This window comes from Sulfurovum sp. NBC37-1, assembly GCF_000010345.1.
Lineage (GTDB): Bacteria > Campylobacterota > Campylobacteria > Campylobacterales > Sulfurovaceae > Sulfurovum.
The window spans coordinates 1,618,443-1,639,027 of sequence record NC_009663.1 but is presented as its reverse complement, the minus strand read 5'-3'; the positions used below and the strand labels follow the sequence as shown (position 1 = coordinate 1,639,027).

At 45.7% G+C, this 20,585-nt stretch carries 16 protein-coding genes; 14 read left to right on the top strand and 2 right to left on the bottom strand.

The window, feature by feature from the left end; all coding sequences use genetic code 11:
- Window positions 1-8 precede the first annotated feature (8 nt).
- From SUN_RS08165 to SUN_RS08145, 5 genes are read left to right on the top strand one after another with little or no spacing between them, the layout of a single operon-like run.
- Window positions 9-1,547 carry a potassium channel family protein gene (locus SUN_RS08165; protein ID WP_012083332.1) on the top strand — a complete coding sequence of 513 codons (1,539 nt, stop codon included), beginning with the start codon at window positions 9-11 and terminating at the stop codon, window positions 1,545-1,547.
- Entirely contained in the window at window positions 1,544-2,251 is a 708-nt protein-coding gene (locus SUN_RS08160) for a potassium channel family protein (protein ID WP_012083331.1), read from the top strand. The genes SUN_RS08165 and SUN_RS08160 overlap by 4 nt, the downstream gene beginning before the upstream one ends.
- The gene (locus tag SUN_RS08155) at window positions 2,248-3,135 is read left to right on the top strand and encodes an NAD(P)H-dependent glycerol-3-phosphate dehydrogenase (RefSeq protein WP_012083330.1); all 888 of its coding nucleotides are present in this window, start codon (window positions 2,248-2,250) and stop codon (window positions 3,133-3,135) included. Before SUN_RS08160 ends, SUN_RS08155 begins: the two co-directional genes overlap by 4 nt.
- Before the next feature lie 48 nt (window positions 3,136-3,183).
- Window positions 3,184-4,971, top strand: a complete 1,788-nt coding sequence (locus SUN_RS08150) for an autotransporter assembly complex protein TamA (RefSeq protein WP_012083329.1) — start codon at window positions 3,184-3,186, stop codon at window positions 4,969-4,971.
- On the top strand, window positions 4,971-8,609 hold the full coding sequence (locus tag SUN_RS08145; RefSeq protein WP_012083328.1) for a translocation/assembly module TamB domain-containing protein: 3,639 nt from the start codon (window positions 4,971-4,973) through the stop codon (window positions 8,607-8,609). Before SUN_RS08150 ends, SUN_RS08145 begins: the two co-directional genes overlap by 1 nt.
- 22 nt (window positions 8,610-8,631) lie before the next feature.
- Here the strand turns inward: SUN_RS08145 and nspC are convergent, their stop codons facing one another.
- Complete coding sequence (gene nspC / locus SUN_RS08140; RefSeq protein ID WP_012083327.1) at window positions 8,632-9,771, bottom strand: carboxynorspermidine decarboxylase; 1,140 nt, start codon at window positions 9,769-9,771, stop codon at window positions 8,632-8,634.
- Between the two features lie 199 nt (window positions 9,772-9,970).
- Between nspC and rpmH the strand changes: the two genes are divergently transcribed.
- The 7 genes from rpmH to SUN_RS08105 all read left to right on the top strand — a co-directional run bounded on the left by rpmH (window position 9,971) and on the right by SUN_RS08105 (window position 15,485).
- Entirely contained in the window at window positions 9,971-10,105 is a 135-nt protein-coding gene (gene rpmH / locus SUN_RS08135) for a 50S ribosomal protein L34 (protein WP_012083326.1), read from the top strand.
- 21 nt (window positions 10,106-10,126) lie between these two features.
- Window positions 10,127-10,471 carry a ribonuclease P protein component gene (rnpA, locus tag SUN_RS08130; protein ID WP_349674933.1) on the top strand — a complete coding sequence of 115 codons (345 nt, stop codon included), beginning with the start codon at window positions 10,127-10,129 and terminating at the stop codon, window positions 10,469-10,471.
- A gap of 57 nt (window positions 10,472-10,528) precedes the next feature.
- A complete protein-coding gene (yidC, locus tag SUN_RS08125; RefSeq protein WP_012083324.1) occupies window positions 10,529-12,148 on the top strand; it encodes a membrane protein insertase YidC in 1,620 nt (539 codons plus the stop codon).
- A complete protein-coding gene (locus SUN_RS08120) occupies window positions 12,148-13,020 on the top strand; it encodes a Jag N-terminal domain-containing protein (protein ID WP_012083323.1) in 873 nt (290 codons plus the stop codon). Before yidC ends, SUN_RS08120 begins: the two co-directional genes overlap by 1 nt.
- Window positions 13,021-13,115: 95 nt before the next feature.
- Window positions 13,116-14,456: a tRNA uridine-5-carboxymethylaminomethyl(34) synthesis GTPase MnmE gene (mnmE, locus tag SUN_RS08115; RefSeq protein ID WP_041673019.1), complete on the top strand. Its 1,341-nt coding sequence runs from the start codon at window positions 13,116-13,118 to the stop codon at window positions 14,454-14,456.
- A gap of 1 nt (window position 14,457) precedes the next feature.
- Window positions 14,458-14,787, top strand: coding sequence for an SEL1-like repeat protein (locus SUN_RS08110; protein ID WP_012083321.1), 330 nt, complete (start codon window positions 14,458-14,460; stop codon window positions 14,785-14,787).
- Window positions 14,788-14,828: 41 nt separating this feature from the next.
- Entirely contained in the window at window positions 14,829-15,485 is a 657-nt protein-coding gene (locus SUN_RS08105; protein ID WP_012083320.1) for a hypothetical protein, read from the top strand.
- Between the two features lie 57 nt (window positions 15,486-15,542).
- Here SUN_RS08105 and SUN_RS08100 read toward each other — a convergent pair whose 3' ends face one another.
- Entirely contained in the window at window positions 15,543-16,223 is a 681-nt protein-coding gene (locus SUN_RS08100) for a dUTP diphosphatase (protein ID WP_012083319.1), read from the bottom strand.
- A 162-nt stretch (window positions 16,224-16,385) separates the two neighbouring features.
- Here SUN_RS08100 and purL point away from each other — a divergent pair, with 162 nt between their 5' ends.
- Window positions 16,386-18,608 (top strand): phosphoribosylformylglycinamidine synthase subunit PurL, encoded by a 2,223-nt coding sequence (gene purL, locus SUN_RS08095; RefSeq protein ID WP_012083318.1) that lies wholly within the window; start codon window positions 16,386-16,388, stop codon window positions 18,606-18,608.
- A 253-nt stretch (window positions 18,609-18,861) separates the two neighbouring features.
- Window positions 18,862-20,394 (top strand): bifunctional phosphoribosylaminoimidazolecarboxamide formyltransferase/IMP cyclohydrolase, encoded by a 1,533-nt coding sequence (gene purH / locus SUN_RS08090; RefSeq protein ID WP_012083317.1) that lies wholly within the window; start codon window positions 18,862-18,864, stop codon window positions 20,392-20,394.
- The last annotated feature ends 191 nt before the right edge of the window (window positions 20,395-20,585 follow it).

Below are 20,585 nucleotides of genomic sequence, written 5' to 3'. Positions count from 1 at the left end.
GTGGGCTTATGAAAAATATGATCTTGTCATGGGCTCTCTCTATAAACAAATCGAAACGTTACCGCGAGATTAAAGAATCCGTACGGGACATCCTCAACAATCCGTCAAACCCCTACAAAAGGGTTTTCGACATTTTCATCATCTTTCTGATCATTACTTCGGTCTTCATCCTTATCTATGAAGTAGAACATCCGGTACCCAAATGGCTTGACAACTACGATATCTATTTTGTCTCTTTCGTCTTTTTTATCGAATATATACTTCGCTTGTGGACACATACTGATTTCTCGAAACGTATTGTGGAAGAGTACCATGATGCGCAGTTCCTGCATGCCGAGTTCGAACTCTGGCCGGTGCTGAAGGACGGGTTGAAGGAAAAGTTCCACTACATGATCACGCCTGCGGCAATCATCGACCTTTTAGCAATCTTCCCTGCCTACAGGCCTCTGAGAGTATTGCGTATCTTCGTACTCTTCAGGGTATTGAAACTCCTGCGCTACACCAAAAGTATCCATCAGTTCGTAGAAGTGCTCGTCAACAAGCGTTTTGAACTCTTAACACTTCTCTTTTTGCTTCTTTTTATCGTTGTGACGGCTGGTATCGCACTCTATGTCCTTGAGGAACATATCAACCCCAATATAGATTCGCTGTTTGATTCGATCTATTGGGCGCTGATCACCATTACTACGGTAGGATATGGCGATATCTCACCTGTGACCGATCTTGGACGCAGCATATCCATGCTGATCATCGTCAGTGGGATCGCCATGATCTCTTTTGCAACATCGGTCATTGTCTCTGCATTCTCTGAAAGGCTGAGCGAGATCAAAGAAGACCGAATTATCAAACAGATCAACAAAAGCAGATCATTTCTCATTATTTGCGGTTACGGGCAGATGGCAAAAATGTTTTTCAGGCAGAAAAATGAGAAGATAGACAACTATATTATCCTCGATAAAGACCCCAAAAGGGTAGAACAGGCACATAAGGACGGTTATCAGGCGATCGTTGAAGATGCCAGCCGTTTCGAGACCTTGAAAAAATTCAATGTGGAACATTCCAACATCACTGTTTTGTCTTTGACAGGAAGTGATGTCGAGAATATCTATATTACTCTCAATGCCAAGAGTATTTCACGCAGAATCAGGGTGATCGCCAGAGTAAACAATATGAATATTGTGAGTAAATTCAAATATGCCGGGGCGGACCATCTTCTCATGCCAAACCAGGTAGCCAATACGATGATCCGTACCGCGATCACCCAGCCGACGATGTACAAGGCGATCCACGCGATTCTGACGGGAAAGAGTATCGCCCGTATCGATGAGATCCATGTTCACGAGAGGCATTCCATGGTAGACAAGAGTGTTGCCGAACTTGATTTTAAAGCCAACAAGCTTCTGCTGATGGGTATTGAACGTAATGGAGAATTCCTTTTCAATCCGCTGCCGACAGAGCGGATACAGAATTACGACATTCTTTTGCTGATGGGACGGCAGATCAGTATAGAGTATTATAAAGAAATACATGAGGGAGGCCACGGATGACATCACAGTCCATTTTACTTTTTGGTTATGGAAGTCACGGAAGATTCATTGCCAGCGGACTGCATGAAGACGGCTTCAAGATCAAGATCGTCGAGTCGAACCAGGACTACTATGATCATGCGAGGGAAGACGGGTACATCGATGTCGAGTATGTGGATGTAACCAGCGACAGTATACTTCAGGCGCTCAATCCTCAACATTTTGACCAGCTGGTCTGCGTCATGGAAGATGAACACCTCAATGTATTTCTCACTCTTTCTTTGCGTTCGCTTTTCAAGGAAAGCTATATCCTTTCTATTTCCGACTCCATGCATACGACCAAAAAACTTAAAATGGCGGGAGCCGATAAAGTGATCGACCTCTATGAAGTGAGTGCCAACAAGATATACAATATCCTCAAGCGTCCTGTAGCAACAAAGATCCTTGAAGGGATCGTTATGGAGAGAGACGGTGTGGTATTCCGTGAAATACTGATCCCTGAAAATTCATTCCTTCAGGATGTGATGACGGATGATCTGGATCTTGCCCCTTACGGTATACTTCTGATCGGAATGATCGATGAGGAGATGGGGCATACGTTCGTATTTATCACAACAGGGATCAATCACCGGATCGATACAGGCGATACACTGGTCTGCATAGGACCGAAAGAAAAACTGGATGATTTTGAAGAGGTGTTGAAAAAGGAGAAAGATCTATTATGAAAATGGCAGTTATCGGTGCAGGAAAATGGGGGAAGGCACTCTACCATGCCTACAGTGAGAAGAATGATGTGGTGATCCATTCGCGTACTGCGCGCGATATCGAGCATTTTGTTCCTCTGGACGAGGCACTGGAGAGAGAATACCTTGTCATGGCCATTCCCGCACAGTTCGTACGTGGATGGATGGAAGAGAACTTTGAAGACAGAGGCCAGAAAATACTGGTAGCGGCCAAAGGGATAGAGACATCCACGGGTGCCTTCCTGAACGACATTTATACACAGTTCCTGCCCGAAGACCGCCTGGCATATATCTCGGGCCCCTCGTTCGCCGCTGAAGTACAGCAGTCACTCCCTACCGCACTGATGATCTCTTCGACCAACCTCGAACTGGCACAGACCTTTGCGGATCATCTGCCTTCCTACATAAAAGGATATGTGGATGATGATGTGGTCGGCGCGGAGGTATCGGGTGCCTACAAGAATGTCATTGCCATCGCCGGCGGGGTCTGTGACGGCCTGGGACTGGGAAACAATGCCAGAGCGGCACTGATCTCCCGCGGTCTTGTGGAGATGGCGCGTTTTGGCAAGAGCTTTGGTGCCAGAACGGAAACCTTTCTTTCTCTGGGGGGTGCGGGTGACCTTTTCCTGACGGCAAGTTCAAAACTTTCCCGAAACTACAGAGTGGGACTGGGGCTGGCAGCGGGGAAAAAGATGGATACCATTCTTGAAGAGCTTGGAGAGGTGGCCGAGGGGGTTCCTACTGCCAAAGCGCTTCACAAGATCGCTAAAGAAAAAGAGATTTACCTTCCTATTGCAGAGGAGGTATATGCCATGATCGAAGAGGGTAAAGATCCGCATGAAAGTGTGCATGACCTTTTAGGATAGGTCTTTAATTTTTTTACGATAAAATATCCCTTTTAAAGGGAAAGATCTATGTATTTAAAGCACTTATTTTTATTATTAGTTTTCTTTAGCAGTTTTGCTTCTGCAGGATTTTTTGGCGACGACAATGAAAGCAAAGAGATCGAACTTCCCACACATATCATCAAATTCAGCGGTGAGGAGGTTTTTTCGGAATCCGACCTCCTCGACGCGGTCAGTGCTGACCATAAAAGCTTCTACCAGTTCTGGAAGGATGATACGGCACGTATCAAGGACAAACTTCTCCCCACACTTTCAGCGACACTGCGGAACTATTTTGACTCCGAGGGTTATTATGATGCCAAGTTCAAGATAAAGCAGGACAAAACAACGGTGGAAGTCAGCGTTAAGGAGAACAAGCCGGTCCTTGTGAATGATATCAATGTCAGCAGTGACTACGATATCGGTGAGATTATTACTTTCCATAAAGGTGATGTATTCAAGGCAAAGGAATTTATCAGGATCAAGAACAAGATCGCCGAAGAGATGCTCAAGCAGGGCTACTGCAGTTACGACCTTGATACCAAAGCCTATGTCGACCTTGAAAAGCATACGGCAGACCTGAAATACGTACTGAAAAAGGGCGGGGTATGTACCTTTGGGAATGTGACGGTCTACGGGAACAAAACCATCGATGCGGACATCATAAAGTCCCGTGTCAGGGCAAGAGAGGGAGAAAGATTCAATCTCGAACGGGTCAAAGATACCTATGATTCACTTTACGGCCTGCAAAGCTTTGATTCCGTTCTGGTCAGTGTGGACCGGAAGTTCTACAATGTCGTCCCTGTCGACATTGCGGTAAAAGAGATGCAGAAGGATTACCATTTCGAGGCAGGTGCGGGGTACGACAGTTATGTCGGTGCACGTGTGCACGGACAGGCCATCAAGCACAACTTCATGGGAGATGCACAGCAGCTCCAGCTCGACCTTGCCTGGTCACAGTTGGAGCAGATGGCCATCGTGAGTTTTTTCAAACCCGTGATCTGGGAACCTTTCGGTTTCTACCTCGACCTGGGGGCAAAGGGCGGTTATTCCAACCTCGGATATGACGGTTTCCAGGAAGAGAAACTTTTTTTCAGGACTTATCTGAACCATGTGTCAAAACGCCTCGACATCAAAGCGGGACTTGCTTTTGAATCCATAGACATTACCAGAAGAGATGATGGAAAGCCACCGCTTCCCGATGACGCATACAACCTTTTCCTTCTGACCTATCCCTATATCGATGTCATCTACGATGGCAGAGATTCCAAACTCAACCCGAAGTACGGCTACTACGTCAGAGGGTATGGCGAGTGGGGGATCCCTACCAATTCCGAGACCAGTGATTACCAGAAGTATCTTCTTGAACTCAGAGGGATCTATACTTTTGCGGATCTTACCCTGGCGGCCGTAGGGAAAGTGGGTATCATCAAGATCGGTGAGGAGAACAACAACCAGGGGATCCCGGAATCGAAGAAGTTCTTCGCAGGGGGAATGTACTCCAACCGTGCCTACGGTTTCAGGGAGATCGGTGTGATCACCTCTCCTACTGCCGACCTTGTGGACGGTGCCCAGACATGGGCCAACCTTTCAGTGGAAGCGGATTACCCGGTATGGGGGGACCTTTATGCTGCGGTCTTCAGCGACAATACCATGCTGACCAGGGAGAGCGGGGATTTCAACGGTGATATTATCAGTTCGGCGGGTGTGGGTGTACGCTATATGACACCGGTCGGCCCGCTGAAACTCGATGTGGGTTTCAACGTACATGATACCTCCATTTACGGTATTCAATTCCAAATAGGGCAGTCATTCTAATGAAGAAGTTTTTTTATGGTATCTTGATCTTTTTTGTCTCACTTATTGTGATCATCGTGGTTGCTGCAAACTCTTCTTTTGTCATCAAAAAAGTAGCAGATATCTTCGCTCCAGACTATAACATCACTTATAGTGACATTACGGGGAATGTCTTTACCGGTGTCAAGATCAACGGACTTAAATATGCCGATATGAAGATCAGTAAGCAGATCCGTTTTTCATGGAACCCCTCAAAGATCCTCTATAAGCGCATCGCGATCAGTGAGATCAGCGGTGAGAATGTCGATGTAGATGCGGTCAAAGCATTGATCGCTTCTTTTCCCAAGAGTGTTGAAGAAGATGATAACAGCAGTTCCGCACCTTTCCCTCTTGTCGTGACGGTCGGCAAGGTGCATATCACCGTTAACCCTTTTAAAGAGCAGGGGATACTGTTCAAAAAAACGCTTTTGAATGCCGAAGATATCTCTTATGCCAGTGATGAAGTGGAAGTAGGGGACCTTCAGGTGCAAGTCGATACCAATGTAACGGACCTGAAACTCCAGGCTTCCCTGGAGGACGGAAAAGTCACGGTCAAAGATTTGAGTATCGATGAAATAGACAGTGAGACACTACAGGCGATGTTCATGCCAAAAGAGAACAATGCCACAGAGAAAGAAACTTCCAAGACAGCCGGAACAGGCAGCGATGAACCGCTGAACCCCCTCATTCCCCGGGAAGCGGTTATTGAACACTTCTCAGCTTCCCTGAAACCAAGAAGCTACCTTGATGCCAATATAGACAAACTCAAAGTGAACATCGATGATCTCAAGACGGATATCACCAAGATCCTCGATAATAAACAAAGTGCCATCTCGGTTAGTAATTATGCACTTGAGTTCAAGAGTGATATCGGACAGGCCGAAATAGCCGGTATGTTGAAGAATGATACGGTCACAGTGAAAAAGCTGGACATTATCAAAGTCGATACGTTGGCATTGAAAGCCATGTTCGCACCTGACAGTAATGAAAGTAACGGTAGTATAATAACCGATGAAAAGATCGTAAAAGCAGAGACAAAAGTAGAGCATACTGCTGTAGCTGCTCCGCAAGAGCAGAACGCCCTGATCCCGAAAAAGGTGGTGATCAAATCCGTGCATGCCGATATTTTGCCGGCAACTTTCGAGCCGGCCCGTATTCTTTCATTCGCATTGGATGCGAAGAATATAGAAGTGAATGTGCCAGAACAGATCGTAGAGAAGGGGACGATCGATCTGAATGCTACGACGAATTTTAGCAATATCACCGAAAAAGGAAGCATCGAGAAAAATCGTTTCAAAGGGCATATCGTACTCAGCCCACAGAAGCACCTTTTTGATCTCTACGAGCTGCCTTTGAGCAGAGAAGCCATTGGTGATATCGGTATAGATATTGCCGCATCCCAAGAGAAGGCAACCGTCGATATTGATACCCGGGCCAAACAGATCCTCCTTGTCAAGACCGATGTGAATGCAACGGATATGAATGGTACGGATACCAATGCGAGCAAGCCTTTCAATGTCGATATCGATCAGCTTAAAACCCATGTGGCCTATCTGCTCAAAGAGGGTTCATTGAGAGCAGATACGAATATAAAGCTTTCCACTCCCTATGCGAAAGATATCACGATAACGAACAACTTTGCGATGGATGGGAATATCAGCTATTCGGGTAAGATCAAAAGCGGGGAGCTTGCAGGCCTGGATGCGAAGCTTCTCAAACCGATCAATAACCTGCTTATAGCCTACAGCGGAACGGACAAAAGTGTCAAGACAGATATCAATGCAGAGGGGATCAAGGGGTATTTTATCGCCAAAGATCTGAAAAAGAGCGGTATCTTCCATCTGGAGACAAAGCATGCCGTAGAGGTAGGAAAAATGGTCGTTCTTCCGCCTGAGCTCAATGCTACGAAGGTCAATGCGGTTATTGATGTGCCACTCAATTTCGCCAAACTCACGCCGATCAAAGGCAAAGCGAAGATCAGCTCCAATGTGGCCAATGTAGATGCCGATATCGTGTACGGTGACGTTATGACACTCAAAGCGGTTACAAAGATACCCGATGATTCACTGCTGAAGAATTTTGACAAGAACATTCACTGGAATGCCATTTCTCCATTGACCGCCAATGCGAAAATGAGTAAAAAAGATATCACCGCTTCACTCAAATCCAGCAAGATCTCCGCGACGATGGATATGAAGCCTGCCGACGGGACGGTGAATGGAAAGATACGCCTTGCAGGACTGATTACCACAATGAAAGGAAAGACCGATGGTGATATTGTCATTAAGAGCGATATCGGCTCTTTTAGTACGCTGCTCGGAACAGTCAAGGAGTTCTACACAGTAGAAGACCTGCCGAAAGTGGACGGAAAACTGGACCTTTCCCTTGTGATCAATAAAAAACGGGAAGCAGCACTGAAGCTTACCTCTCCACAGATCATCTACCATGTGGACAGAAAGACCGACCAGATGCTTGACGATGTCAGTATCGTACTTGGCCTCAAAGGCCAGAAACTTGAACTCTCCTCCTATCAGCTGACGTACAGTAAAATGAAATTCTTTGCGACAAAGCCTTCCGTTGTGGAGATGAAAGACGGGACAGTCACCATTGCGCAACTGTGGCTGAACGATCAGCTGAAAGTGACAGGGCAACTCGATACCAAAACGATGAAGGGTGAGATCCTTGCCGATGCACCGACCTTCCACCTTGCCCATGAGATGGTCGACCTTGACAGCAAAATCAACATCAAAACCAAATTCAACGGTACCGCCACTGATGTGAACGGAAAGGTCACGCTGCTTGGCGGAAATGTACATTACGATCTCGGTGCCAAGAGTTTCCCAAGTGACAGCGACATCGTCATAGTACAGGACATGAAACCGGAAAAACCCAATCCTTTCATGGACAACCTGACGATCAACATGATCGTAAATTCGGAAAAGCCGCTGGTCTATAAACAGGGCGATATCGACATGAAAGCCAATGCCGACATCAAGGTCCTCAAAGCGATCAATTCAGACCCGATGGTTTTGGGTCAGATAAATCTTGTCAAAGGCGGAACCTATGACTTCCAGGGAAAACGTTTTGTAGTCGAAAAAGGAAATATCTATCTTACCGGTGACCCCAATAAACCGCTTTTGGATATTGAAGTGGATTACCAGGCGGAAAATTATCTGATCACCATTATGGTGTCGGGAACGCCTGCTGTACCGGTGATCAACTTCTCTTCAAAGCCGAGTTTGTCACGTGAACAGATACTCTCTGTCATCCTCTTTGATTCCGAGGAGGGTGCAGGAAGCAACAGCAGTGAGGATATGATGAAGATGATGGGCGGTGCCATGGCGAAGTCCGTCCTTGCCAATGCCGGTGTCAAGATAGACTATCTTGCTATCGGAGCGGACGGCAGCATGGCGATTGGTAAGAAGCTGACGGACAATATCACTGTAATCTACAAGAACGAGGAGGTTTCCAGCGTCGAACTGAAATACAAACATTCGCCGCGTACAGAGAGTGTCCTTGAATTTGACGAGATCTCCCAGTCCTACGATATTGTTTATAAGAGAGATATGAGTCAGGATGATATCATCAAGTTTGTCGGAGGAGAAGAAAAAAAGAAGTAGGTTTAACTGTATGACCCGGGTTTCAGGAGAGTCTGGACTTGAAGTCACCATACCCAAACTCCCGAACCACTTCTATTTCGCCATCGAGTCTCTCTATGGCAATGGCTGGCAGTTTGATGCCGTTGAAAGTAGTCGCTTTGACCATCGTGTAGTGCATCTGGTCCTCAAAGAATACCCTGTCACCTATTTTCAGAGGTGCATCGAAACTGTAGTCCCCCATGATATCTCCCGCCAGACAGGTATTTCCTGCTAGACGGTAGGTATGTTTCTTCTCTCCCACTTTGCCGGCACCGCGTACCTCTGCGCGGTAGGGCATGATGATGGTATCGGGCATATGTGTTTCTGCCGATGTGTCCAAAATGGCAATGTCAATGCCGTTGTGAACGATGTCGAGTACCGTAGCGATGAGAGGCCCTGTCTCCCAGGCAACAGCCTCTCCCGGTTCCAGATAGACTTCTACATCGTAACGCGCTTTGAAATCACGTATCAGAGTGACGAGCCTCTCAATATCGTACCCTTTTCTGGTAATGTGATGGCCACCGCCAAAGTTGATCCATTTCATTTTAGGGATATATGCTCCAAAGTTCGTTTCGAAATGTTGGAGGACCTTTTCAAGCGAAGAGCTGTCCTGTTCGCAAAGTGCATGGAAATGTAGGCCGTCACATATCTCCACTATACTTTCATCGAAATTCTCTTTGGTAGTACCCAGCCTGGAGTATAGGCCGCAGGGATTGTAGATCTCTTTGGGTGATTCCGAATATTCCGGATTGATACGCAGGCCCAGTGAGAGAGAGGGGTTGGTTTCTCTGGCCTGTGCCGCAAAACGCTTGAACTGGGCAGGGGAGTTGAAAACAAGATGCTGTGACAGTGAGGCGATCTTGTCGATCTCTTTCTCTTTGAAAGCCGGTGCATAGGTATGGACCTCTTTACCGAATTCCTCCTGTGCCAACATAGCTTCATGCAGGCCGCTGGCACAGCATCCGTCAAGATACTGTCGGATAAGCGGGAAACTTTTCCAGAGAGCGTAGCCTTTCAAGGCGAGCAGTATTTTGGCACCGCTTTTTTCTTTAATGCTCTGTAACAGTTCAAGATTATTGACGAGTTTTTTTTCTTTAAGCAGCCAGCAGGGAGAGGGGATCTTTTTTATTTTTGAACTATTCATAGGAAATTATAACTTTTTTAGTTAAAATAATTTTAAATTATTTAACAGTGAACTTTTCTTTCAGACCAAACAGGCTAAAAAATATGAAGAGATCGTCTTAAAGACATCGAATTAACACAAATTAAGTATTTTTAAGGTAAAATCGCGTCCAAATAATGGCTCACTTTACTTGTAGCCAAAACAGATAAGGATAATCGGAATGAAAAGAACATACCAACCACATAACACACCAAGAAAAAGAACACACGGTTTCAGAACAAGAATGAAGACAAAGAACGGTAGAAAAGTGATCTCTGCAAGAAGAGCCAAAGGCAGAAAAAGACTGTCAGTATAATACGGCTGCCGGTATAAGACCATTAGCAAGATTAAACATTTTACGCGGATAAAGAGCAGTAAAGAGTTTAACGGAGTGTATAAGCACTCCACAAAAACATGGCACTCACCTTATTTCGTACTTTTCTACAAAAGATCAGAAGAGTACAAGGTCGGTTTTGTAGCCAGCAAAAAAATTGGAAATGCAGTTCACCGAAACAGAGCAAAGCGTTTGCTGAGAGCACATTTCATTGAAAATATCGATCTGCTAAAAAGCGGATCATATGTACTGGTTGCAAAACCTGCCCTTCTAAGCAAAAGCTTTTCAGAGAGTCGAAAAGCCTATCTTCATGCCCTCAAAAAGTGTACAGCATTACAAAAACCTTAGCACAATTTAACAGAGTTAAGACTATACTATCACCGATATATCACTAAAGGTAAAATTTTGGAACAACAAGATCTGAATAAACGACTTCTTCTCGCACTTGCCCTCTCATTTTTCGTATTTGTAGGATACAGTTACCTCTTTCCTCCGCAAAAGCAAGTGGCTCAAACAGAGCAGAATATCAGTAATACACAAACACCCAAGGCCGTGACGACTCAAAGCACGCCAAAAAGCACACCTGTTAATATGGACAAAGCACAGAATGCTCCCAAGAATACTGCTTCTGAGAAAGTACTTGCAACCGTGACTTCCAATACTTTCAAGATCACTATTGACGAGTTCGGACGTATCGCTCAGTATGAACTGCTTGAAGCAAAATACAAAGATGCAGAAGGCCACAACCTTCAGATCCTTGGCACGAACGAGGTAAAACCTCTTGAAGTACGTTTTTCCGATGCAAAAATCAATGATGAAGCGTTCAAAACACCCTATACCCTTGATGGGTCGGCATCGGTAGATGTAAGCAGTAATGCACAGATACTGATATTGACACAAAAACTCTCAGCACTGACCGTGACCAAAAAGATCACTATCAAACCGGATGGATCGTACGATATTGATGTGACGACCTCTGCGCCTGCACCGTATTTCATCACACCGGGCCACAGACCGATGGCGGACAGTTCCAGATATATGCTGGTTAGAGGTGCTTTGGTCGAAGGAGCGGATGGTGTCATTACAACTATTCCTGACGGCGATGCCAAAGGGACAGAAACATTTAAAAATGCAAAAATCGCTTCTGCCTTTGACCGCTATGTAGCGACCATGTTCTACGATTTTAAGAAGGGTATGAATGTCTCCATTCTCAAAGTAGGCAATGATGATCCCCTGATATTTGTCGAAGGCGGGCAGAACCTGCATCTTGGCGGATATATCGGGCCAAAAGAGTATAACATCCTGAAGAATATCAATCCGGAGTTGACGAATACGATTGAGTTCGGATGGTTCACTTTCCTCTCCAAGCCTTTCTTCAAGGTACTTTTATGGATCCACGGCCTCATAGGCAACTGGGGTTGGGCGATTATTCTCTTTACACTATTGGTCAAACTGACACTTTTCCCGCTCTCCTATAAAGGTATGATGTCCATGCAGAAGCTTAAGGACCTTGCGCCTAAAATGAAGGACCTTAAAGCAAAATACAAAGGAGATCCGGCAAAGCTCAATGCGCAGATGATGGAACTCTACAAGAAGAACGGGGCCAATCCTATGGGTGGATGTCTGCCTATGATCCTTCAGATTCCGGTATTCTTTGCACTATATCGGGTATTGCTGAATGCCGATGAACTTCAGGGTGCTGCATGGATCCCCGGCTGGATCAATAACCTTGCCGTAGCAGACCCTTACTATGTACTTCCTGTATTGATGGGTATCTCCATGTGGTTCCAGCAGAGAATTACACCGAATAACTTTACCGATCCTCTGCAGGAGAAGATATTCAAGTGGTTCCCTGTCCTTATGGCAGGTATGTTCATTATCATGCCTTTCCCTTCAGGACTGGTACTCTACTGGGTTGTGAACAACACCTTTACGATCGGACAGCAGTATGTGATCAACAGAGCATATGCCAAGCATAAAGCTGCGGTAGTTGCTGCTCATCACAAGAAGGAAAAGGAAAGCTGATGAAGAAAGTTGAAGCACCTACGCTTGAAGAGGCGTATGAAAAAGCTGCAACACTACTCTCCTGTTCTATTGCTGATCTTCGGTATGAAGTGGTGCAGTACCCTTCCAAAGGGATCCTAGGTTTACTAAAGAAAAATGCCATTATCGTAGCGACTTGCAAACAACCTTCTGCACCCATACAGGAAGATACTCTCCCTGAAATTGGAGAAGCTGGAACAACAGAAGCTGAAATAATTGAATCTTTTGGAACAGCAAAAGAGAGTTTTGCCTCTGAAGTGATCGCTGTAGTAAAAGATGAAAGTCAGACACTTCATAAATCTGTGGAAAATAATGTCGTACTTGATAGCTTTTTCGATACAGACAATAAAAAAGAAGAAACCGAAGCTATTGAAAAAGAGAGTGTGGTCTATGATGAGTTGGCAAGGCTTATCGAGGATGAACTCAAAGTACTCCTTTCACACTCCTGTTTTGCCATAGATGTGGTGGAAGTGGATGTCATCAACAATACGGCACTGATTTTCATAGACGGTGATGATGCAGCCCTGCTCATAGGAAAAGAAGGCTACCGATACAATGCACTCTCCTATATGCTTTTCAACTGGCTGCATACGAAGTATGAACTCTTTATCAAACTTGAGATCGCCGAATTCCTTACCTCGCAGCAGGAGATGATACGTAACTACATTAAACCTGTTATTGAAAACGTAGAGAAGAACGGCAGAGGCAAAACACGTTCTCTTGACGGTATTTTGGTACAGATCGCACTCGAACAGCTGCGTGAAGCCTTTCCGAACAAGTATGTCGCGATCAAAACCGGTAAAGCAGGCAATAAATTTGTTATCATCAATGATTTCAACAATAAGCAATCATAAAACAGTACGCATATAGTGCAAAGCCCTATATACTACGCTAACGCTGAGTTCACTTCAGCAGTGGGCTCAAGGGACTAGTCACTTTGGAGAAAAAGATGCAAAATACGATAGCCGCCATAGCAACAGCCTATGGCGTCTCCTCCATTTCCATCATCCGCGTGAGCGGTAACGCTGCTCTGGATATTGCAAAAAAGATCTCACATCTTGAAGAGGTCAAACCCCGCCATGCGCATCTTACTTCACTCTATAACAGTCAAAATGACCTGATAGACCAGGCAATCATGATCTATTTCAAAGCACCTTTCTCTTTTACAGGTGAGGAGATCGTTGAGTTCCAGTGCCATGGTGGTATGATCGTTGCACAGGAGATACTCGATACTATCCTCTCTTACGGTATCAGACTGGCAGAACCTGGAGAATTCTCCAAACGTGCCTTCTTCAACGGAAAGATAGACCTCACAGAAGCAGAGGCGATTTCCAAACTGATCGAAGCAAAAAGTGTGGATGCCGCAAAGATCCTTGCCAAACAGATGAAGGGTGAACTGAAGTATTTTGTTGATGAGAGCAGGGATGCTCTGCTGCGCTCTCTGGCCTATTCGGAAGTGATGATTGATTACGCGGAAGAAGATATCCCTGATGATATCATGCGAAGCATTGTTACACAGCTGGACGGACTGAGTGAACAGATCATGAAGATCGTAGATGCCAGCTACAGAAGACGGGGATTGATAGAAGGATTCAAAGTAGCGATCATCGGTAAGCCCAATGTAGGTAAAAGTTCCCTGCTCAATGCTTTGCTTTCTTATGACCGTGCGATCGTCAGTGATATCGCAGGTACGACCAGAGATACCATTGAAGAGCAGGTACGTATCGGTTCCCATATCATCAGACTAGTCGATACAGCAGGTATACGCGAGTCTGAAGATACCATTGAAAAGATCGGAATAGAGCGCTCCCTGAGCTCGGTGGAAGATGCCGATATCATCATTGCACTTTTTGACGGATCAAGGGAATTTGACAGTGAAGATGAAAAGATTCTCGCGATTGTCGATGCCCTGCAGGACAAACATATTATCGTTGCCATCAACAAGTCTGACCTGGAGATGAAACTCGATGGAGACAGGATCAACAGTTATGACCCCATAGAGGTCAGTGCCAAAAAAGGCTTTGTGAAGTTAACGAGACAGATGGAAGCACTGCTGGATAGTATTGGTGAAGGGGAAGAGCTTATGCTGATCTCCGCACGCCAGATCGAAGCGGTGAACAGAGCCAAAAATGCCATAGCTGAAGCAAAAGAACCACTAATGAATGGTGAACTTGAATTTTTTTCCTATCATCTTCAGGAGGCGGTGAAAGCTATCTCTTCTATTTCAAAACCATATGACAGTGAAGAGATACTGGACAAGATGTTCGGTGAATTCTGTCTGGGGAAATAGTATGCAGCTAATTGACAAGATCATGAATATTGAAAATATCGAACTCTATCTGATCGTATTTCTGATATTTTTTACCCTGTGGTTCATTCTCAATACCGTTAAACACTACCGTGGAGAAAAAAGAAAGGTTAAAAACCTACACCGTTTTGCCAAAGAAGGTGAACGGGAAGCACAACATGATCTTGCCCAGCGTTACCAAAAAGGAAATTTTGTGAAGAAAAACTATGACAGGGCGGCATTCTGGTACCATAGTGCAGCTCTGAAGGGTGACGAGAAAGCTAAAGGCCATTTGGAAAAATTCCTGCAAAATCATCAAAAGAAAAAGTGTTAATAGTGTATAATGGCATGCATTATAAACAAGGAAGAAGATCTATGACAAAAAAAAACATACTATTTTTATTTCTTATGATTATGACTTTCATCTTTTCAGGATGTGTCAATAACAATCTCGCTTTTCCGGGGACAGGTTCGGGACAGGCACCTTCGCATAAAGGTAATACCTGGGCGGATGATACCAATATCAATGATGTCTATATCGATGATCTCGATGAGAATATGACAGAGTCTGAAACGGCGATTACCGAAGAGAGTAGGCAGTCTGTCGTGAAGCGCATCCCCTTCCCCATAGGTGAATACAACCGTCTTGCCCGCATTGGTAAAGGCACGGTAAAAGGTGCGATCTATGTGACGGACTATTCCGGCAACAAGATCCCGGGAAGAGGAACGAGACTCTACCTCAATCCGGCGACAAGTTATTCCGATCAGTGGTACAGAGAGAGTTATCTTGGAGGACAGAAGATGGAAAAAGCTGATTCAAGACTGTTCAACTATTTGCGTTTTACCGCTGCCGACAATGACGGAAAATTCGCCTTCTATGGGGTACCAAGCGGTAGCTACTACCTTATCGGAACGGTCAAATGCGGAACGGAATGCGGGTACGATACCCCTCAAAGTATCCGTATAGCCAAAAGAATTTCTATACAGGGCAACCAGGTCCTCGAAGCGGACCTTGCAAGACCGGTGGATTGATAAAATATTGTTTGAGGGTGCATGACCACGCACCAAAAATACATGGCGTATGCCTTCTTATTCGTTCGGATACGCCTCTTCCAAAGCAGTATAAAGATCTTCAGGCGTAATCTCATCCTTCTCATCCAGAATATGCTGCATCGTCACATTATCCTCTTTTCCGTCCCATATTTTGTTGTAGTTCCCCTCTTTGTACCCGTGATCCTGTCTGAACTGGTTAAGAATGTTCTTTCCGACATAGAGTTTATAGAGGCTGTCGAGGTTCAATCCTGACTGCATAGCCACATCGATGAAGGTTTCCATCAGTTCAGTGGTCGAATCATTGCAGAAAAGTACTTTCATCAGTTTTTCGACCACTTCGATCTGTTCATAATAGTTCTTGTCTGTAGGCGTGGTCTCTTCACGAAAACTTTGGTAATTTTTCAGACTGCAAATGGCATCGGTAAGATCTTCGATGTTTCCCAATCCTTTTATTTTGTAATCTTCAAGCCCCTGTGACATGATGAAATGCCAGATGTCCACCGCTTCGATCTTGATGTTCTCGTAGTCCGGTTCTGCATCAATGTTCTTCCAGTGTTTCCATGGGTAACTCTCAATAAGCTCGGCACACTCTAGGTAGGTACAGCGTTTCCAGTCAATGAGCTTTCCGTTCTTCGTAACGCCTTTTTCCCAGCCTTCGCCGTTGGTCGCATCATTGAGTTGTTGCTGAAGTTTCAGCATTTGTAATATTTTATTCATGGATTACCTTGTGTCAATATGTGTTATTCCTCGTTCCCACGCTTAGCATAGGAACGAGATACCGATGCGTTATTCTACCTTTTCATCACTTATTTAGTACTTTTTAAGTAAAATAGTTCCCTTATTTAACCCGGGTTCATCCCCAATTAAAGGACACATTTTATGTCACAACCAGTTGAAAACCTAGATGAAGTGTTGAAGAATCACAAGCTCAGCAAAGAGGAGTACGAAGATATTCTCCGTATTCTTGATGGGCGCCATCCCAATATCGTTGAGATCGGTATCTTCTCTGCTATGTGGTCTGAACACTGTTCCTACAAATCAAGTAAAAAATATCTGAACGGTTTCCCGACAAAGGCACCATGGGTCATCCAGGGACCGGGTGAGAATGCAGGTGTCATCGACATTGGTGATGGTATGGCGGCTGTCTTTAAGATGGAGAGCCATAACCACCCGTCGTTCATCGAACCTTTTCAGGGTGCAGCGACCGGTGTGGGCGGTATTTTGAGAGACATCTTCACTATGGGTGCAAGACCGGTAGCGAACCTGAACGCACTTCGTTTCGGCAGGGTCAGAGGTGACAGTGACATCAACAAGTACCAGAGACACCTTGTCCGCGGTGTGGTCGATGGTATTGGCTCTTACGGTAACTGTATGGGGGTGCCTACCATTGGCGGTGAAGTGAGCTTCGATGAGAGTTATAACGGGAACATCCTCGTCAATGCCTTTTCTCTGGGACTGGTAAAGTCCGATGAGATCTTCCTCGGGGTTGCATCGGGTATCGGCAATCCGGTCATGTATGTAGGGTCCAAAACGGGCCGTGACGGCCTTGGCGGTGCGGTGATGAGTTCGGACTCTTTTACCGAAGAGTCCAAGTCGCTTCGTCCGACCGTACAGGTGGGTGACCCATTCACGGAAAAGCTTTTGCTTGAAGCCTGTCTCGAACTCTTTAAGACAGATGCGATCATTGGTATCCAGGACATGGGTGCTGCAGGGTTGACCTCTTCCGCATTCGAAATGGCAGGGAAAACAGGTGCAGGACTTATCATGCATCTTGACAAAGTGCCGGCGAGAGAAGAGGGAATGACCCCGTATGACTTTATGCTTTCCGAATCTCAGGAGCGTATGCTCATCTGTGCGAAAAAGGGCAGGGAGCAAGAAATCATCGATATTTTTGAAAAATGGGAGCTCGATGTTGCCGTCATCGGTGAAGTGACCGATACAGAAAGAATGGAACTTTTCTGGTATGGCGATAAGGTATGTGACATGCCGATCGCCCCGGTGAGTGAAGAAGCGCCTATTTTGGACAGACCGGTAGCAAGACCGGCCTATCTGAATGAAGTGATTGCCAAAACAGTGGACGATTACGCAAAGGTGGATGACCAGGAAGCCTATGAAAAACTTCTCGCACCGCTTGAAGTCGTGGACAAGGCATGGGTCTACAACCAGTATGACTCTATGGTGCAGACCAATACAACCAAACATCCGGGAAGCCTCGATGCCTCCTGTATCCGTATCAAAGAGAACGGGAGAGCACTGGCAATGAGTTCCGACTGTAACCCGCGCTACTGCTACATCGATCCGAAAGGCGGTGCTGCTTTGGCAGTTGTTGAAAGTGGTAGAAATGTAGCCATGTCCGGTGCCAGACCACTTTCCATCACGGACTGTCTCAACTATGGTAACCCTGAGAATCCTGAAGTCATGTGGCAGTTCGCCCAGGGATGTGAAGGGATCAAAGAAGCCTGTCTTGAACTCAACACGCCGGTTGTATCAGGAAACGTATCGCTTTACAATGAGACCAACGGGGTTTCTGTCTTCCCGACACCTGCCATTGCGATGGTAGGGTTGAACGATGATCAGAACAAAGTGCTCCCTTCCGTCTTCCAGCATGAGGGGAACAATATTGTCCTCATCGGTGAGACCAAAGGGGAATTCGGTGGTTCACTCTACATCAAGGAACTTTTTGGAGAGACAGTAGGAACACTGCCATCCTTCGACTACAAAACGGAGCTGAAACTTTGGGAACTTGTCATCGAAGCGAATAAAATAGGACTGCTTGAATCTGCCAAAGACGTGAATGTCGGCGGTATCGCCATCGCGCTTTCCAAAATGGCGGCGGTCTCAAGTAAAGGGATCACGGTAAAGGCCTCTGTCAGCAATAGCAGAGATATCTTTGATGAATCACAGAGCAGGGCATTGCTTGAAGTTGCAGATGCCGATCTGGAAGAACTTCTGGACATGGCTGCGGGTCTTGGACTGAAGGCGGAAGTCATCGGAAAGATTGGCGGCGAAGAAGTGAAGGTGAACGATGTGGCACTTCCGCTTGAGAAAGTGAAGGATGTTTATTTCAATACCTTTAAACGGACTATTGAACAGGACCTCTAAATGTGTAGGGTGCTGTCCCCTGACGGCACCAAATGAATATATTATCATTCTGGGTTTCTTTTCTACTTTTTTTAGAAAAAAGTAGACAAAAAATCGTCACTTCACAAGTGTACTTCGATGTTCCCGGCGCGTTGCTTCGCAATATGCGCGCCTCCACATCGGTACACCCAGTGTTCAGTGACAAAGAAAAAATTGATAGATATATGTAGAGTGCGCGATACGTACATTATAAAATTTGATGAAAGAGAGAAAAATGAGAGCATTATTAAGCGTAAGCGACAAGAACGGTATCGTTGAGTTTGCCAGAGGTCTGGAAAAACTGGGTTGGGAGATCATCTCTACGGGCGGAACCTATAAAGCACTGTCAACGGCAGGCATCAAAGTCATCGAGATCGATGAAGTAACGAAATTCCCTGAGTGTTTCGAAGGGCGTGTGAAGACACTGAACCCTTATGTACATGGCGGTATCCTTCACAAGCGCGGTGATAAAGCGCATGTAGAGCAGGCTAAAGAGCTTGGCGTGGAAGGCATCGACCTTGTCTGTGTAAATCTTTATCCCTTCAAAGAAACGATCGAGAGAACGGATGATTTCGGTGAGATCATCGAGAATATCGATATCGGTGGCCCGACAATGGTACGTTCAGCGGCAAAGAACTTCAACGATGTGCTTATCGTCACAGATGTGAACGATTATGAAGAAGTACTTGGTGCGCTGGAGAATGGACGTGACAGTCTGGAATTCAGAAGAGGGCTCATGATCAAGGCTTTCGAGCATACGGCGGCGTACGATTCCATGATCGCCAACTATATGAACGATCGTTTCAACAACGGATTCGGTGCGTACCAGTTCATTACCGGTAAAAAAGTCTTCCAGACACGTTACGGAGAGAATCCGCATCAGGACGGTGCGCTTTATGAGTTTGGCAGTTTTTTTTCTGAGAATTTCAGACAGATCAAGGGTGAAGCGAGCTTCAACAATCTTACAGATGTGAACGGCGCACTCAAGATCGCGGCAAGTTTCGGTGACGAACCGGCGGTCTGTATCGTCAAGCATGGCAACCCCTGCGGATTTGCTATCAAGTCCACATTGACGGAATCCTATGTAGAAGCGCTTAAGTGCGACCCTGTCTCAGCCTTCGGCGGTGTGGTAGCTGTCAATGGTATCGTAACAAGAGAGATGGCTGAAAAGATGAATGAGATCTTCCTTGAAGTGATCATCGCGGCTGACTTCACTGAAGATGCAGTGGCTGTGTTTGAAAAGAAAAAGCGCATCAAACTTTTCTCCCAGGGCAATGCAAGGCTGCTTATGAGCCATGATTCCCATGACTTCAAACATATCGACGGCGGTTTTGTGTACCAGAACTCTGACTGTATCTGTGACAATGAAGTGCACAATGCTCAGAAAAAGTCAAAGCTCACTGCTTCAGAGCAGGAGATGAAAGACTTAGAGATCGCATGGAAAGTAGCAGGTCTTACCAAGTCCAACTGTGTGGTCTATGTCAAAGACTCTGCGATGGTAGCCGTGGGTATGGGAATGACCAGCCGTGTCGATGCTGCACAGTGTGCCCTCAAAAAGGCGAAAGAGATGGGGCTGGATGTCTCAGGCGCAGCGATGGCTTCCGAAGCCTTCTTCCCGTTCAGGGACAGCATAGACGCCGCAGCGGAAGCTGGTGTCAAAGCCATCATCGAACCGGGCGGTTCCATTCGTGACGACGAAGTCATCGAAGCGGCGGACGAGCACGGTATCGCGCTTTACTTCACGACGGTGAGACACTTTTTGCATTAAAAAATAGGTTTACCTATTTTTTAATATTTAGTGCGTAGGGTGCGCTGTTCCACAGCACCAATCAAATAAGGGCACATCTAATAACCCTAGATGCTCATAACATCTCTAGCTTTTATCTAGGGTAGGCACTCTTTTGCAGGCCTAGCCATAGCTAAGTCAAAAAAGAGTAACAACGCATAGGTGAAAGCTGG